Raw genomic sequence first — 16,280 nt, 5'->3', positions numbered from 1 at the left:
TTTACACGGATTTGGCGCCGCTCACAGCCGCGTCGCACGCAGCCGCAGCGCGTTGCCGACGACGCTGACCGAGGACAGCGCCATCGCGGCCGCCGCGATGATCGGGGAGAGCAGCAGGCCGAACGCCGGATAGAGGACGCCGGCGGCGATCGGAATCCCGGCGGCGTTGTAGATGAAGGCGAAGAACAGGTTCTGCCGGATGTTGCTCATCGTCGCCTGCGACAGTTTTCGCGCCCGGACGATGCCGACGAGATCGCCCTTGAGCAGCGTCACGCCGGCGCTCTCCATCGCAACGTCGGTGCCTGTGCCCATGGCGATGCCGACCTCGGCCGCCGCCAGCGCCGGCGCATCATTGACACCGTCGCCGGCCATGGCGACGCTGCGGCCAGCCTTCTGCAGCTTGGTCACCACTGCGCTCTTCTGGTCCGGCAGCACCTCCGCCTCGACCTCGGCGATGCCGAGCCGGCGCGCCACGGCCTCGGCCGTGGTGCGGTTGTCGCCGGTCAGCATGATCACCTTGATGCCCTCCGCCGCGAGCGCCTTCAGCGCCTCCGGCGTCGAGGCCTTGACCGGATCGGCGATCGCGAACAGGCCGGCCAGCCGGCCGTCGACGGCCATGTTGATCACGGTGGCGCCGTCGCCGCGCAGCCGCTCGGCCTCCGCGTCGAGCGGTGAGGTGTCGATACCGATCGACGTCAAGTATTTTGCATTGCCGAGGACGATCGTCCTGCCGTCGACCTTGCCGGTCGCGCCCTTGCCGGTCGGCGAATCGAACTGCTCGACCTGGCCCAGGGTGAGCTGCTTCTCCTTGGCCGCGCGCACGACGGCGTCGGCCAGCGGATGCTCGCTGGCACGCTCGACGGTGGCCGCCAGCCGAAGGATGTCGTCTTCCGCGAAGCCGGACGCCGGCACGATCGAGACCAGCTTGGGCTTGCCCTCGGTCAGCGTGCCGGTCTTGTCGACAACCAGCGTGTCGATCTTCTCCATCCGCTCCAGCGCCTCGGCGTTCTTGATCAGCACGCCGCCCTGCGCGCCGCGGCCGACGCCGACCATGATCGACATCGGGGTGGCGAGGCCCAGCGCACAGGGGCAGGCGATGATCAGCACGCTGACGGCGGCGACGAGGCCGAAGGCGAGCCGCGGCTCCGGTCCGAACCAGGCCCAGGCGGCAAAGGCGGCGATGGCGACGACGATCACCGCGGGCACGAACCAGCCGGCGACCTGGTCGGCCAGGCGCTGGATCGGCGCGCGCGAGCGCTGCGCGTCCGCGACCATTTGCACGATCTGCGACAGCAGCGTCTCGCGCCCGACCTTGTCGGCGCGCATGATGAAGCTGCCGGACTGGTTCAGCGTGCCGGCGATGACTTTTGCACCTGCCTCCTTGGTGACCGGCATGGATTCGCCCGTCACCAGCGATTCATCGAGCGACGAGCGCCCCTCCAGGATGACGCCGTCGACCGGCACCTTCTCGCCGGGACGGACGCGCAGGTGATCGCCGGCGTGGAGCGTGTCGATCTCGACCTCGTGCTCGCTGCCATCGGCGTCGACGCGGCGCGCGGTCTTCGGGGCGAGCTGCAGCAGCGCCTTGATCGCGCCCGAGGTCGCATCGCGGGCGCGCAGCTCCAGCACCTGGCCGAGCAGCACCAGCACGGTGATGACGGCGGCCGCCTCGAAATAGACCGCGACCGCGCCTTCATGGCCGCGGAAATTGGCGGGGAATATCTGCGGCGTCACCGTGCCGAGCACGCTGTAGACATAGGCAACGCCGGTGCCCATTGCGATCAGCGTGAACATGTTGAGATTGCGCGTCAGCAGCGACTGCCAGCCGCGGACGAAGAACGGCCAGCCGGCCCACAGCACCACGGGTGTTGCGAAGACGAGCTGGATCCAGTTCGACAGCGTGGGATCGATCCAGCTGTGGGGGCCTGCGAGATGGCCGCCCATCTCCAGCACGATCGGCGGCAGCGACAGCACGCCGCCGATCCAGAACCGCCGCGTCATGTCGGCGAGCTCCGGATTGGGACCGGTCTCCAGGCTCGCGACCTCGGGCTCCAGCGCCATGCCGCAGATCGGGCACGTGCCCGGCCCGACCTGGCGGATCTGCGGATGCATCGGACAGGTGTAGATCGTGCCGGCGGGCAGTTCCGGTTCGCGCGCCTTCTCCTTGGCAAGATACTTGGCGGGATCGGCGGCGAACTTGGTGCGGCAGCCGGCCGAGCAGAAATGGAAGGTCTCGCCGTGATGCTCGAAGCGGTGCTTCGAGGTCGCGGGATCGACGGTCATGCCGCAGACGGGATCTTTGACCTTGATTGCGGCGTCGCCATGATGATGGTCGTGGCCGGCAAGACCGTGGCCGCCGCAGCACGAGGACGCCTCGGGCTTGGCCGCGGGCGCGGCAGCTTTCGAGGAACAGCCGCATCCGGAATGCGTTGCCGCGCCGTGACGATGCTCGTGCTCGTTGTTGTTGATTGCCATGTTCCGGCCTTTGTGCCTGGTCTTGTAACCTATACCCGGTAGGGGTATATAGGCCCCATGCGCAAGGACATCAAGGCATCCGTCGGAAAACGTCTCGGCCGGATCGAGGGCCAGGTTCGTGGTCTCTCGAAAATGGTAGAGGAAGACCGCTACTGCATCGACATCGTGACGCAAATCGCGGCGGTGCGCGCCGCGTTGCGCCGGGTCGAGGAAGAGGTCCTGAAGGATCACGTTGCCCATTGTGTCGAGCACGCCATCGCGAGCGGCGACAAGGCCGACCAGCGCGCCAAGATCGCGGAGCTGATGGCGGTGATCGGGCGGGCGGAGCGGTAGCACGGGCTCTCTCTGCCTTCGTCATTGCGTCGTCGCTCCTCGCAATGACGGTGGAGAAGAGCGTGCCCACCATCCGTCAGTGATCGCACGAGAACGTGGGCACGGCGCTGCGCGCCTTTGCCCACTTTACGCGACGACGAACCTACGCCGCCATCTCCCGCGCCCGCGCGCGATAGATCGCGAGTTCGCTGAGCTGCACGAAATGTTCGGAGAAGGCCGCGCCGGCTTGCGCGCTCACTTCTTCAGCCGGAATCTCAACCGGCGTCTCTTCGTCAATCGCCTCAGGAACGAGCGGCGGCGCCACGAGCGTTTCTGGAAACACACTGAAAGTGCCCGCTACCTCCTCGAGCGGCTTCTGCTTGTCGGCCCAGTGCAGGGCGGTGTAGTCGAATCCGTTGACGATGGTGGGCTTGACCACCTCGAAATAGGGCGAGATGTCGAAGTCGCGAGGCATGTAGAGCGAGGAATCGCGGATGTGCAGGATCTCGCGCCGCGCGGCGCGGCTGCCGGCCTTGGTGATCTTCGGCAGGATCGGGTAGCGCACGGCGTCGAAGGCCTGCGCTATCAGCGCCGAGCAGATGATCTTGGTCGGGTCGCCCGAGCCGATCGCGATCATGCGCCGGCGCCAGCGCTGCGGCACCGGCAGCGGAAACAGGTAGCGCATGAGGTCGACGATGTTCTTGGTGTCGTAGCCGAAGCCGATGCGGTTGATCGCATAGCGGCAGACCGTGGTGCGGTCCTCATAGGACAGCCCGACCGGGCGGCAGAGGCGGGTGTGATAGGGGAAATATTTCGACAGCGGCGCCGAGGTGACGCCTTCGCCGATATTGGCCTCGATCAGAACATGCGGCTCGCCGCTCGGCTCCTCTGCCCCCTCGATCGGACCGACATAGAGCGCGGCATGCGACCAGGTCGACTGCGTCAGGTACTTGATGATGCCGGATATGCGGTTGTTGCCCTCGACCAGCAGCACGTCGCCGGGCTCGATGATGCCGCGCAGATGCTCCGGGTCGCTCGGCGTGAACGGCTCGTAGCCCGGCACCTCCTTCGAGAGGTACGCGGCAATCACCTTGCCGACAGAATCCAGGACCGTCCCCATCTCAACCCCCCACGGCCTTTTCCGGCCGTCTTTTTCCCTTCTCTATCATGGTCGAAACGTGTTGCAATTCGGTTCATCACTCTGTGAGATCAAGCATGATTGATTCACCATGATGGTTGCTGCGCAACATCGGATACGGCAAGGTTCGCGGGCTGTTCCCGTTTGCTGCAAGTCCCCGGAAACCATGACATGACAATCACGCGCCGCGGCTTCCTTTCGGCGTCGGCGGCCCTTGCGGCGATGCCGGTGCTGCGCGCATCCGCCGCGCCCCTGCCGCGCGAGGCCGACATCGTCGTGATCGGTGCGGGGGCTGCGGGAATTGCCGCGGCGCGGCGTATCCTGGCAACGGGCCGCAAGGTCGTCGTGTTGGAAGCCGCATCGCAAGTCGGCGGCCGCTGTATTACCGACAGCACGACCTTCGACACGCCGTTCGACCGCGGCGCGCGCTGGATGCACAATCCCGACACCAACCCGATGATCCGGCTGGCGCGCAGCGCCGGGCTGGACGTGCTGCCGGCGCCCTCGGGCCAGAAGATGCGCATCGGCCGCCGCAATGCCCGCGCGGGCGAGACCGAGCAATTCCTGGCCGCCCTGGTGCGCGCCAACCGCGCCATCGACGAGGCCGGGCGGGGCAAGCTCGATACCTCCTGCGCGTCCGTGCTGCCGAAGGATCTCGGTGACTGGGCCGGCGCGGCCGAGTTCATGCTGGGCGCGAGCTTCGCCGGCAAGGACCTGAAGGAGCTGTCCGCGATCGACAAGGGACGCGCGCAGGACCGCAACGCGGCGATCGCCTGCCGGCAGGGTCTGGGCACGCTGATCGCCAGGCTCGCGGAGCAGGCGCCGGTGGCGCTGTCCACGGCGGCGAGCCGTATCGCCTGGAGCAACCGCGACGTCAGCGTCGAGACGCAGTCCGGCAAGATCGCGGCGCGCGCCGCCATCGTCACGGTCTCGACCAACGTGCTGACATCGGGCGTGATCAAGTTCGCCCCCGACATTCCCAAGCGGACGCTGGATGCGGCATCGAAGCTCAGTCTCGGCAGCTACGATCGCATCGTGCTGCAGCTGCCGGGCAATCCGCTCGGCCTGTCGCGCGACGACATCCTCGTCGAGCAGAGCAATTCAACCCGCACGGCGCTGATGCTCGCCAATATCGGCGGCTCCTCGCTGTGCTCGATCGACGTCGGCGGCTCCTTCGGCCGCGATCTCTCGGAGCAGGGCGAGAAGGCCATGGTGGCTTTCGCCAGGGAGTGGATCACAAAGCTGTTCGGCAGCGAGGCCGCGTCCGCCGTGCAAAAGACCAGCGCCACGCGCTGGAATGCAGCGCCCCACGTGATGGGCGCGATGTCGGCCGCCTCGCCCGGCGGTCAGCTCTCGCGAAAGACCTTGGCCGAGCCGATCGGCAATCTGTTCCTCGCTGGCGAAGCCACCCACGAGACGCTCTGGGGCACCGTCGACGGCGCCTGGGAAAGCGGCGAACGCGCCGCCGATGCCGCGCTGCGCAAGATCGGCGCGCTGAAGGACGAGCCGGCCGACGTGCCGACGCAGTCGACCAAGAAGCGCAGGGCCCCGCGGCAGTAGTTACCGCAACACCCCATCCAATGCCGGCAGCCCAAAGACCACCGCCATTGTGATCAGCGCGTAGCAGATGCCGCGAAACACCTTCTCGCTCGCGCGGCCGAACAGCGAGGCGCCGAAGGCGACGCCGAGGCCGTAGACCGGGCCGACGATCAGCGACAGCACCAGCGATTCGCGGCTGATCAGGCCAGTCGCCGCGTAGCTGATCATCGAGAAGAAATCCGAGGCGCCGAAGAACAGCACGATGTTGGCGCGCGCGACGATCGGCGCGATCGGACGGCCGAGCCAGTAACCGACGATCGGCGGGCCGCCGGTCTGCGCGAGCCCGCTGCAGAAGCCGGAGAGGCCGCCGATGCCGACCGACAGAAAGGCGTGGTCCTTGCCGCGATAGCGCCAGCCCGACAGCAACAGCAGCAACAGCGCGGCGACGAAGCAGGAGATGATCCAGCGCGTGGTGACGGGTTCGAGCACGCTGAGGAAATAGGTGCCGATGGGGACGCCGATCAGCGCGCCCAGCACGATCACGGCCGTGGCCTTGCGGTCGGCCTTCCGCCAGGCGTCCGGCAGCAGCGGTGCGGCCGCGGCGAAGTCGATGACGAGAAGCAGGGCTGCAACGAGCCGCGGCGCCGCGATGCTGCTCGCCAGCGGCATGAAGATCAGCGCGGAGCCGAAGCCGGAGAAGCCGCGTGCGGTGCCCGAAACGAAAGCGACGGCGCAGAGCGCCGCCGCAATGGTAAGGCTGACGTCGTTCGGGAGAAGGTCGGTGAGACTCATCCCCGCAATGTGCCGCCGGTTTTCTTGGTGACCTCCGCCACGAGCTTCGCCGCCACAGCCTCGATCTCCTGATCGGTCAGTGTTTTCTCGCGGGGCTGAAGCGTGACCGCGATCGCGATCGACTTCTTGGCCTCGTCGATGCCCTTGCCCTCGTAGACGTCGAAGACATTGACGCCGGTGATCAGCTTCTTGTCGACACCCAGCGCAGCGCGGACGATGTCGCCGGCCTTGACGGCGCGATCTACGATGAACGCGAAGTCACGCGTAACAGGCTGGAACGCCGAGAGCTCGATCAAGGGTTTTGCGCGCGTCGGCTTCTTCTTCGCCTCGGGGATGCGGTCGAGGATCATCTCGAACACGACAAGCGGCCCGTCGGCGCCGAGTGCCTCGAGCGCCCTGGGGTGCACTTCGCCGAAATGGCCGAGCACGTTCTGCGGCCCGATCTGGATCGTGCCGGAGCGGCCCGGATGCAGCCAGCCGGGCCCACCCGCCACGATCTGCAGCGCCTGCATCGGCGCGCCGGCGGCCGCCAGCACCGCCAGCGCATCGGCCTTGGCGTCGAACACATCGGCCTGCGCCGAGCCGGTCCAGTGCCGTCCCAGGCCTTCGGACGAAGCAAGGCCGCGGCGCACGCCGCTCGCCGCCATGAACTGGTCCTGCGGGCGATCGCCCTTGAAGACCTGGCCGACCTCGAACAGCGCGACATCGCCGAAGCCGCGATCGGCATTGGCCTGCGCCGCCGCGATCAGGCCGGCGAGCAGGGTCGGGCGCATGTCGGAGAGATCCGAGGCGATCGGGTTGGCCACCTCGAGCTCGCGCTGTCCGCCGCCGAACAATTCGGCCGCAGGCTTGGCGATGAACGACCAGGTCACGGCTTCGACCATGCCACGGCTCGCGAGCGCGCGCCTGGCGCGGCGGGTGCGCAGCTGCAGCGGCGTCAGCACCGGCTTGCGCGGCTCGTCGCCGCGCTCGAACGGTGTCATCGGCACCTTGTCGACGCCGAAGATGCGGACGACTTCCTCGACGATGTCGGCCTTGCCGTGCACGTCGGAGCGCCACGACGGCACTGCGATCTTCACCACCGGGCCGGGACCCGCCATCATGAAGCCGAGATGGGTCAGGATGCGCTTCATCTCGACCTGCGGCACCTCGATGCCGGAGAGGCGCTTGACCTCGGTGAGCGGGAATTCGATCAGGCGATCATCGCCAAAGGTCTTGCCGACCACGAATGTCTCGGACGGCGTGCCGCCGCACATCTCCATCACCAGCTTGGTCGCGAGCTCGATGCCGGGCACCATGAAGGCCGGATCGACGCCGCGCTCGAAGCGGTAGCGCGCGTCCGAATTGATGCCGAGCTTGCGGCCGGTCTGGGCGATGTTGATCTCGTTCCACAGCGCCGATTCGATCAGCACGTCGGTCGTGTTCTCGTCGCAGCCCGAGGCCTCGCCGCCCATGATGCCGGCGAGCGATTCGACGCCGTGCTCGTCGGCGATCACGCAAATGGCGGGATCGAGATTGTAGGTGCGGCCGTCGAGCGCCAACAGGCTCTCGCCGTCGCGCGCGCGGCGCACGACGAGATTGCCCTTCACCTTCCTGGCGTCGAACACGTGCAGCGGGCGCGCACGGTCGTAGGTCATGAAGTTGGTGATGTCGACCAGCGCGTTGATCGGACGCAGGCCGATCGCGGTCAGCCGCTTCTGCAGCCATTCCGGCGACGGTCCGTTCTTGACGCCGCGCACGAGGCGGAGCGCAAAACCCGGGCAGAGCGTTGCATCCTCGACCGTGACCTTCACGGGGCAGGGGAATTCGCCCTTGATCGGCTTGATGGTCGGATCCTTGAACTTGCCCATGTCGGCGGCGGCGAGGTCGCGCGCGATGCCGTGCACGCCGGTGCAGTCCTGCCGGTTCGGCGTCAGATTGATCTCGATCACGGGATCGCCGAGGCCGGCCCACTCGGCGTAAGCAGCGCCGATCGGCGCGTCCGCCGGCAATTCCATGATGCCGTCATGGTCGTTGGAGATCTGGAGCTCGGCCGCCGAGCACAGCATGCCGCGGCTCTCGACGCCGCGGATGGTGCCGATTCCGAGCGTGATGTCCTTGCCGGGAATGTAGGTGCCGGGCGGCGAGAACACGCTGACGAGACCCGTCCGCGCATTCGGCGCCCCGCACACGACCTGCACGGGCGCACCGCCGTCGCCGGTGTCGACCATGCAGACCCGCAGGCGATCCGCGTTCGGATGCTGCTCGGCCGAGATCACCTTCGCGATGGTGAAAGGCTTCAGCGCCTTCGCCTTGTCCTCGATGTTCTCGACCTCGAGCCCGATCATGGTGAGCTTGTCGGCGAGCCGCTCAAGCGGCTCGTCGGTCTCGAGATGGTCCTTCAGCCAGGAGAGGGTGAATTTCATGAGCTCAGCCCTCCCGCGAGCGTTGGCACTTCGAGCGGCTTGAAGCCGTAATGGGACAGCCAGCGGACGTCGCTGTCGAACAGCTGGCGCAGGTCGGCGATGCCGTATTTCAGCATGGCGATGCGGTCGATGCCCATGCCCCAGGCGAAGCCCTGGTACTCGTCGGGATCGATGCCGCAGGCGCGCAGCACGTTCGGATGCACCATGCCGCAGCCGAGGATCTCGAGCCAGTCCTCGCCCTCGCCGAAGCGGATCTCGCCCTTGTCGCGGCGGCACTGGATGTCGACTTCCAGCGACGGCTCGGTGAACGGGAAGAACGACGGGCGGAAGCGCATGTTGATGTGGTCGACCTCGAAGAACGCCTTGCAGAACTCGTGCAGGATCCATTTGAGGTGGCCGAGATGCGAGGTCTTGTCGATGACGAGGCCCTCGACCTGGTGGAATTGCGGCGTGTGGGTCGCGTCCGAATCGATGCGATAGGTGCGGCCCGGGCAGATCACGCGGATCGGCGGCTTCTGGCTCAGCATGGTGCGCACCTGCACCGGCGAGGTGTGGGTTCGCAGCAGCATGCGCGAGCCGTCCTCCTTCGGATGGAAGAAGAACGTGTCGTGCATCTCGCGCGCCGGATGGCCTTCCGGAAAATTCAGCTTGGTAAAGTTGTAGTCGTCGGTCTCGATGTCGGGGCCTTCGGCCACCGAGAAGCCCATGTCGGCGAAGATCGTGGTGAGCTCGTCCCAGACCTGGCTCAGCGGATGGATGCGGCCGGCCTCAGCCGGCGCATCGCGCAGCGGCAGGGTGACGTCGACGGTCTCGGACGCCAGCCGCGCATCGAGCGCCGCCGACTTCAGCACGTCGCGCCGAGCGGCGAGCGCCTGGGTGACCTCGTCCTTGGCCTGGTTGATCGCCGCGCCCTGCGTCTTGCGCTCGTCCGGCGACATCTTGCCGAGCGTGGCGAGCAGCGCCGAGATCGAGCCCTTCTTGCCGAGGGCCGCGACGCGCACGGCCTCTAGCGCAGCCTCGTCGGCAGCCGCGGCGATGTCGGCGATGATCTGGGCTTGGAGCTGGGCAAGATCGGTCATGGCAATCCCTTTTGGCCAGGATGCTGAGCCGATGATCCTAGCCCGTCACGCCCGGTCAAAAGCGCGAAGCGCGTCTTCGCGTTAGATTCGCCGGGCATCCACGTCGGAGAAGTGTATGCGCGAGAGATGACGGCCGGGGCGATGAAAGCGCGACGCGCGCCTGTGCCCGGCCATCAGAAGCTGAACGCTGCGCAAGTCGCGCAGTGAGTGGGGCGGCTTACGCCGCCAGCGCGGCCTTGGCCTTCTCGGCGATCGCCTGGAACGCCGCAGGCTCGCTGATCGCGAGATCCGACAGCACCTTGCGGTCCACGGTGATGCCCGACTTGGCCATGCCGTCGATAAACTTGCTGTAGGTCAGGCCGAACGGACGGACGGCAGCGTTGATGCGCTGGATCCAGAGCGCGCGGAAGGTGCGCTTCTTACGCTTGCGGTCGCGGAAGGCGTATTGCTGGGCCTTCTCCACCGCCGGCTTGGCGGCGCGGATGGTGTTCTTGCGGCGGCCGTAGAAGCCCTTGGCGGCCTTGTAGACTTTCTTGTGCTTGGCGTGGGCGGTCACACCGCGTTTGACGCGAGACATGACGAAATCCTTCAGAGATGACTTTGGTTATCGGATCGCCGCGCGGGCGCGGCAGGGATGGCAATGATCTTCGACGTTCTTGGACGCGATCAGGCGTTCGGCAAGAAGTACTTCTTGACGTTGTCGCCGTCGGTCTTGAACAGCACGCGCGTGCCGCGGAGCTGACGGATCTGCTTCTTCGTCCGCTTGATCATGCCGTGACGCTTGCCGCGCTGGGCGTGCATCACTTTGCCGGTGGCAGTCACCTTGAAGCGCTTTTTAGCGCCCGATTTGGTCTTCAGTTTGGGCATTTGGCTCTCCTAATGGCCACAGAGATCCGCCCGCGAAGGCGGCTGGACCGTCAAAATTGCTCGTTAGAGCGTTGATTGTGCTCAGGTTTTGCGACCAAGCGCGAAACCCGCACGAGACACCGCCACGGCAGCCCGTAAATCAGCCGGGCGATGAAGGCTGGGCTTATGACAGAGGACAGGCCAATTGGCAACGATGAACCGCCGAAACCGGCTCGCCGACTATTGGAGGTTGCCACCCCTCATGTCCAAGCCTTCTCGCCTGAAGCAGGTCCAAAATGGCTCACTTCCCGCAACTTCTGATTTCATTCGTCCGCCCGCGCCCTCTGGCGCTGTTCGCCGTGCTCGCCGCGGCTGCGCCGCCACAAACCGCCGACGCCCGCGCCGGCGGTTATGACGGCATCTGGAACGTCACCTTCGCCACCACCCGCGGCAATTGCAGCTCGGGCTACAGCGTTCCCTTCACCGTGACAGGCACCCGCGTCTCCTCCGCCGGCGGCGGCCGGGTCTCGGGCCGGGTCAACCGTTCCGGCGCCGTCGCCGTCCAGGTCTCCGTCGGCGCATCCCACGCCAGCGGCGGCGGCCGGCTCGCCGGTGTGAACGGCGCCGGCTCGTGGAGGGGCATCATTTCCGGCGACCAGTGCAGCGGCACCTGGCAGGCGACGCGGAGCTGACACACAAACGGCCCGCCGGGGATCCGGACGGGCCGTTGAATTCTCAAGTCCCAAAGCGTTGCGCGTCAGCGCGGCGCCAGCACCATCACGACCTGGCGACCTTCGAACCGCGCGTCCTGCTCGACCTTGGCGAGCTCGGCGACGTCGGTCTTGATCTTGTCGAGCAGCTTGGTGCCGATCTCCTGGTGCGCCATTTCGCGGCCGCGATAGCGCAGCGTGATCTTGACCTTGTCGCCCTCCTCGAAGAAGCGCTGCATCGCGCGCATCTTCACGTCGTAATCGTGATCGTCGATCATCGGGCGGAGCTTGATCTCCTTGATCTCGACGGTCTTCTGCCGCTTGCGGGCTTCCGCGGCTTTCTTCTGGGCGGAATACTTGTACTTCCCGTAGTCCATGATCTTGCAGACGGGAGGACTGACGTTCGGGGAAATCTCGACCAGATCCATGCCAGCTTCCTGGGCCATCCGGATGGCGACGACTGTCTCGACCGTGCCTTTGTTGTCACCGGTCTGGTCGATCAGCTGGATCTGCGCATTGCGGATATCATCATTGATGCGCGGCCCGTCTTTGCTGGCAGCGGGCGGAGCTTTATTAGGACGGCGAATGGGTGGTTCTCCAAAGTTGTGAAAGAAGCGGCTATTTTGAAGGAAGATGCGTTTGCCGGCAAGCAATTCGCTCGTACCGCAGTCGAAAAACCGTCAAATGCGAGGCATTTTGGTCACGGCCCTCGGCACGCTGACCGACATAGACACCTTGCCTCTGTTCCGCAAGCGTCCCAAAGGACCAATAGCGATGCCGGTCGTGCCTTCGGAACAGGTCCGGACAGCTCAAACCGCACAGCCAGAGTAAACGTTCCATGACCGACGCAATTCCCGATGCCGCGCTTGAGTTCATCGATGTGAGCGAAGGGCCGTCCGCACGCAGGATCGCGGTGCGCCGCCGTCCCGGAAAAGGTCCCGGCCTGGTCTGGCTGGGCGGATTCAAGTCGGACATGCAGGGCGGCAAGGCCGTGGCGCTGGATGCCTGGGCCCACGAGCACGGCCGCGCAATCGTCCGGTTCGACTATTCCGGTCACGGCGAATCCGGCGGCGATTTCGCCAATGGAACCATCGGCAGCTGGCTCGAGGACAGTGTTGCAGTGTTCGAACGCTTCTGTGACGGCCCGCAAATCCTGATCGGCTCCTCCATGGGCGGCTGGATGGCGCTGCTGCTCGCGCGCGAGATCAGGAAGCGTGCCGGCAAAGCATCGCTCGCAGGCCTGGTGCTGATCGCGCCGGCGCCCGATTTCACCGAAGAGCTGATGTGGAAGAATTTCCCGCCCGCGGTGAAGAAAGAGATCGAGACCAAGGGCTTCTGGCTGCGGCCGTCGGAATATGGCGACGGCTCGCCCTATCCGATCACGCGGAACCTGATCGAGGAGGGTCGCAATCACCTCGTGCTCGGCAGCGCCATCGACCTCGGCTGCCCCGTCCGCATCCTGCAAGGCGCGAAGGACCCTGATGTGCCCTGGCAGCACGCGTTCGCGCTGACCCATCGCCTGCCGGCCGACGACGTCGTGCTGACCATGATCCAGGACGGTGACCATCGCCTGTCCCGCCCGCAGGACATCGCGCGCATTCTTGCCGCGGTGGCGGAGATCGGGTGAAGTGTCTCTAAACAATCGGTGTCATCGTCCGCGAAGGCGGACGATCCAGTACGCCGCGGCCGTGATGATTTAACCGAGAGGCTCGGCGTACTGGATGCGCCTTCGCGGGGCATGACGGGGAACGGGGATGGAGGCAACGCCAATGACCACCACCGCCATGCTGCGCGCCTTCTGCGACGCCGTCGAGCAGCGCAACGGCAAAGCCTTCGCCGCGCTGTTCACCGAGGACGGCGTCTATCACGACGTCTTCTACGGCGCCTTCGCCGGCCGCGCGACGATCGCCGCGATGATCGACGACTGGTTCTATCGCACGGCGACGGATTTCCGCTGGGACATGCACGATCCCGTCACCGACGGCACCACGCTCTATGCGCGCTATACCTTCAGCTACAAATCGACATTGCCGGAAGCGAACGGCGCGCGGGCGATGTTCGAGGGCGTTGCGATCATGACGCTGAGCGACGGCAGGATCGCGAGCTATCACGAGGTCGCCAACACCGCGCCGGCGTTCGTCGATTTGAAGTTTGCGCCGGAGCGGATCGCCAAGATCGCCGCCAGGCAGGGCGCCGAGCTCAAGGCGCGGCCGGAGATGCAGCGGCATTTGGATTAGGTCGTCATTCCGGGGCGCGCCACTTGGCGCGAGCCCGGAATGACGGCGGTGAGCTACCGTTTCGACGGGTTCGCCATCGGCTTGCGCTGCGCGAGCGCGGCCACCGTCGCGGTGCCGATCGGGCCCTGTTCGTCATAGAGCCAGCATTCGCCGATCGCGACGCCGTCGGTGGCGTGGTGGTTCACCACCTCGAAGCCGATCCATTCCGTGACCGGCAGTCGGTGCAGATAGATCGTGACGTCGCTGTTGATATAGCCGAGCCCCTGGTCGCCGGCATTGGCGAACGGGCTGGCGAAATCGGCGCCGGTTGCGACATGCACGAACGGCGTCATCGCCACGCCCGCGACGAGCTCGCGCACCTCGCTCATCCAGAGCCGGCGCGGGCCGAGCGAGCCCATATGGCCGACGATCGGGCGCGTCGCCCATTTTCCGTTCATGCCGAGCCTGGGATCGGTGGGCTTGGGGATCTCGGCCGGCTTCGGTGCGTCCCAGTTCGGCGGCGACCAGACATTGCCATCGGGATTTTGCGTCTTGCGCAGCAACTGGCACGAGGCGCGCGCCATGCTGATGCCGCCGGAAAAGAACTCCGCTTCCACCACGCGGATGCGCATGCCGTCGCGCACCAGCCGCGTCGTCACGTGAATCGGCTTGTCGATGGTCGGCAGCCGGAACATGTCGACCGTGAGCCGCGCCGGCACGAATTCGGGCCCGGAATGGCGCTCCTCGATGACGAAGCCGAGCAGGCCGACGATGACGCGCCCGTGCAGCGATTTCGGGTCCCATGGACCGCTCGCGACTTCCGTCGGATGGAATGTGTCGCCGTCGCGGGTGAAGAAAGGCATGTTTGTCATGCGCGCGAGATTGCGGGAATGCGTGGGGAAATCAAGTCAGGAAGCAGCCCGCCACTCCTCACGCACACTGTCGTCGTGCTCGTTGCTCGCAGCAGCAGACTTCATCGTCTGAAATTCTTCCCGCGCCAGCAACTGCCCCAGCGCCCACACCGCCGCGCCGCGCACCAGCGGGCTTGCATCGTCGAGCAATCGCCGCGCTTCGTCTGCCAGCGCGGCGTCCCCGGAGTTGCCGATCGCAATCAGCACATTCCGCAAGAATCGGTCGCGTCCGATGCGCTTGACCGGCGACTTCGTGAACAGCGCGCGAAACGCGGCATCGTCGAGCCGCGCGAGCTCAGCGAGCGAAGGCGCGCGCAATTCGTCGCGCGCGGCGAGCTTGGCCTCGCGCCCCTCTTGCGCGAATTTGTTCCAAGGGCACGCCGCGAGGCAATCGTCGCAGCCATAGATGCGGTTGCCGATGCTTTTGCGAAACTCGCGCGGGATCGGGCCCTTGTTCTCGATTGTGAGATACGAGATGCAGCGCCGCGCATCGAGCTTGTAGGGTGCCGGGAACGCCGCGGTTGGACAGATGTCGAGACAGGCCCGGCACGAGCCGCAATGATCGATCTCGGGCTCGTCGCGCGGCAGATCGAGCGTGGTGTAGATCGCTCCGAGAAACAGCCACGAGCCGAACTCGCGCGAGACGAGGTTGGTGTGCTTGCCCTGCCAGCCGAGGCCGGCGGTCTGCGCTAAGGGCTTCTCCATCACGGCCGCCGTGTCGACGAACACTTTCACCTCGCTCGGCGCGGCCGCGACCAGCCAGCGCGCCAACGCCTTCAGCCGCTTCTTGATCAGGTCGTGATAATCGTCGCCTTGCGCATAGACCGAGATCGCAGCGCGCGTGCGCTGCTTCAGGACCGCGAGTGGATCGGTGTCGGGACCGTAATTGACGCCGAGCATGATCACGCTGCGCACGTCGGCCCACAGCCCGCGCGGATCGACGCGGCGCTCCGGCTGGTTCGCGAGCCAATCCATGTCGCCATGGCCGCCCGAGGCGATGAAGTCGAGGAAGTGTTTTCCGGCACTTTCGATCGTGCCCGGCGCGGTGACGCCGATGCAGTCGAAGCCGAGCGCGTGCGCTTCGCGCGCCAGCGCCGCCTTCAGTTCAGTCGGGTCAAGGCTCAGAAATCCAGGTCCACGTAGGTCCGCGACGCCGGCACGCCGGCCAGCCATTCGCTCAGGAGCGGACGGAACGACGGGCGGGATTTCACCCGCGCGTACCACGCCTTTGCTGCGTCGTCCTCGCTCCATGGCACGTCGCCCAGATAGTCGATCGCCGAAAGATGCGCCGCGGCGGCGAGATCCGCGTAAGTGATCCGGTCGCCGGCCAGGAAGTTACGCGTCTGTGCCAGCCAGCCGATATAGGCCAGATGATAGCGCACGTTGGCTTTCGCTGCGCGCATCACGTCGGCCGAAGGCGGCCCGCCGCCGTTCTCCTCGCTCATGAAGCGCTTGTAGATGCGCTCGGTGACGAGCGGGTGCGAGACTTCCTCGAAGAACTTTTCGTTGAACCAGGCCATCAGCCGGCGCACTTCGACGCGCTCGAAGGTGGTCTCGGGCATCAGGCGCTTGGCCCCCATCCCTGCGCCATAGGCCTCGTCGACATATTCGGCGATGATGGCCGCGCCCGGGATCGGCGGCTGTTCCTCGTCCACCAGCACAGGCGTGGTGCCGGCCGCATTGAGCAGCAGAAACGCCTCGCGCCGCTCCCAGCTGCGCTCTTCGATCAGCTTCAGGTCGAGCCCGTATTCGCCCGCGATCAGGCGGATAAAGCGCGAATGCGGACAGAACGGATGATGAAACAGCGTAAACATGAAGCCTTTGACTATTTGATGGTGCTTAAGAATCCATCAATGT

General features: G+C 66.1%; 16 protein-coding genes. 5 read left to right on the top strand and 11 right to left on the bottom strand.

Annotation, left to right across the window (positions count from 1 at the left end):
• Nucleotides 1-21 precede the first annotated feature (21 nt).
• Nucleotides 22-2,475 carry a heavy metal translocating P-type ATPase gene (locus tag BDOA9_RS05795; RefSeq protein WP_152033146.1) on the bottom strand — a complete coding sequence of 818 codons (2,454 nt, stop codon included), beginning with the start codon at nt 2,473-2,475 and terminating at the stop codon, nt 22-24.
• Nucleotides 2,476-2,532: 57 nt separating this feature from the next.
• On the opposite strand from BDOA9_RS05795, the gene BDOA9_RS05790 reads away from it, so the two are divergent.
• Nucleotides 2,533-2,808 carry a metal-sensitive transcriptional regulator gene (locus tag BDOA9_RS05790; protein ID WP_025033001.1) on the top strand — a complete coding sequence of 92 codons (276 nt, stop codon included), beginning with the start codon at nt 2,533-2,535 and terminating at the stop codon, nt 2,806-2,808.
• A 142-nt stretch (nt 2,809-2,950) separates the two neighbouring features.
• On the opposite strand, the gene BDOA9_RS05785 is transcribed toward BDOA9_RS05790, so the two are convergent.
• Complete coding sequence (locus BDOA9_RS05785) at nt 2,951-3,907, bottom strand: YiiX/YebB-like N1pC/P60 family cysteine hydrolase (protein WP_025033000.1); 957 nt, start codon at nt 3,905-3,907, stop codon at nt 2,951-2,953.
• Between the two features lie 189 nt (nt 3,908-4,096).
• Here BDOA9_RS05785 and BDOA9_RS05780 point away from each other — a divergent pair, with 189 nt between their 5' ends.
• Entirely contained in the window at nt 4,097-5,485 is a 1,389-nt protein-coding gene (locus BDOA9_RS05780; RefSeq protein ID WP_025032999.1) for a flavin monoamine oxidase family protein, read from the top strand.
• Here BDOA9_RS05780 and BDOA9_RS05775 read toward each other — a convergent pair whose 3' ends face one another.
• The 5 genes from BDOA9_RS05775 to rpmI all read right to left on the bottom strand — a co-directional run bounded on the left by BDOA9_RS05775 (nt 5,486) and on the right by rpmI (nt 10,607).
• Entirely contained in the window at nt 5,486-6,256 is a 771-nt protein-coding gene (locus BDOA9_RS05775; protein WP_025032998.1) for a sulfite exporter TauE/SafE family protein, read from the bottom strand.
• The gene (gene pheT, locus BDOA9_RS05770) at nt 6,253-8,661 is read right to left on the bottom strand and encodes a phenylalanine--tRNA ligase subunit beta (protein WP_025032997.1); all 2,409 of its coding nucleotides are present in this window, start codon (nt 8,659-8,661) and stop codon (nt 6,253-6,255) included. Before pheT ends, BDOA9_RS05775 begins: the two co-directional genes overlap by 4 nt.
• On the bottom strand, nt 8,658-9,740 hold the full coding sequence (gene pheS / locus BDOA9_RS05765) for a phenylalanine--tRNA ligase subunit alpha (protein WP_025032996.1): 1,083 nt from the start codon (nt 9,738-9,740) through the stop codon (nt 8,658-8,660). Before pheS ends, pheT begins: the two co-directional genes overlap by 4 nt.
• Before the next feature lie 217 nt (nt 9,741-9,957).
• A complete protein-coding gene (gene rplT / locus BDOA9_RS05760; protein ID WP_008143961.1) occupies nt 9,958-10,317 on the bottom strand; it encodes a 50S ribosomal protein L20 in 360 nt (119 codons plus the stop codon).
• A gap of 89 nt (nt 10,318-10,406) precedes the next feature.
• Nucleotides 10,407-10,607 carry a 50S ribosomal protein L35 gene (gene rpmI, locus BDOA9_RS05755; protein WP_008539890.1) on the bottom strand — a complete coding sequence of 67 codons (201 nt, stop codon included), beginning with the start codon at nt 10,605-10,607 and terminating at the stop codon, nt 10,407-10,409.
• Nucleotides 10,608-10,882: 275 nt separating this feature from the next.
• On the opposite strand from rpmI, the gene BDOA9_RS05750 reads away from it, so the two are divergent.
• Nucleotides 10,883-11,278 (top strand): hypothetical protein, encoded by a 396-nt coding sequence (locus BDOA9_RS05750; protein WP_025032995.1) that lies wholly within the window; start codon nt 10,883-10,885, stop codon nt 11,276-11,278.
• A 65-nt stretch (nt 11,279-11,343) separates the two neighbouring features.
• Here BDOA9_RS05750 and infC read toward each other — a convergent pair whose 3' ends face one another.
• Nucleotides 11,344-11,883: a translation initiation factor IF-3 gene (gene infC, locus BDOA9_RS05745; RefSeq protein WP_082847910.1), complete on the bottom strand. Its 540-nt coding sequence runs from the start codon at nt 11,881-11,883 to the stop codon at nt 11,344-11,346.
• 251 nt (nt 11,884-12,134) lie between these two features.
• On the opposite strand from infC, the gene BDOA9_RS05740 reads away from it, so the two are divergent.
• Nucleotides 12,135-12,923 (top strand): alpha/beta hydrolase, encoded by a 789-nt coding sequence (locus tag BDOA9_RS05740; protein ID WP_025032993.1) that lies wholly within the window; start codon nt 12,135-12,137, stop codon nt 12,921-12,923.
• A 142-nt stretch (nt 12,924-13,065) separates the two neighbouring features.
• Nucleotides 13,066-13,533: a nuclear transport factor 2 family protein gene (locus tag BDOA9_RS05735; RefSeq protein ID WP_025032992.1), complete on the top strand. Its 468-nt coding sequence runs from the start codon at nt 13,066-13,068 to the stop codon at nt 13,531-13,533.
• 53 nt (nt 13,534-13,586) lie between these two features.
• Here the strand turns inward: BDOA9_RS05735 and BDOA9_RS05730 are convergent, their stop codons facing one another.
• Genes BDOA9_RS05730 through BDOA9_RS05720 form a run of 3 tightly spaced genes read right to left on the bottom strand, consistent with a single transcriptional unit; the run spans nt 13,587 to nt 16,237 of the window.
• Nucleotides 13,587-14,384 (bottom strand): acyl-CoA thioesterase domain-containing protein, encoded by a 798-nt coding sequence (locus BDOA9_RS05730; RefSeq protein WP_025032991.1) that lies wholly within the window; start codon nt 14,382-14,384, stop codon nt 13,587-13,589.
• A gap of 36 nt (nt 14,385-14,420) precedes the next feature.
• Entirely contained in the window at nt 14,421-15,596 is a 1,176-nt protein-coding gene (queG, locus tag BDOA9_RS05725; RefSeq protein WP_025032990.1) for a tRNA epoxyqueuosine(34) reductase QueG, read from the bottom strand.
• The gene (locus tag BDOA9_RS05720; RefSeq protein WP_025032989.1) at nt 15,545-16,237 is read right to left on the bottom strand and encodes a glutathione S-transferase family protein; all 693 of its coding nucleotides are present in this window, start codon (nt 16,235-16,237) and stop codon (nt 15,545-15,547) included. The genes queG and BDOA9_RS05720 overlap by 52 nt, the downstream gene beginning before the upstream one ends.
• Between the last annotated feature and the right edge of the window lie 43 nt (nt 16,238-16,280).

This window comes from Bradyrhizobium sp. DOA9, from assembly GCF_000617845.2.
Taxonomy (GTDB): Bacteria; Pseudomonadota; Alphaproteobacteria; order Rhizobiales; family Xanthobacteraceae; genus Bradyrhizobium.
This window is presented reverse-complemented; position numbering and strand designations above follow the sequence as displayed.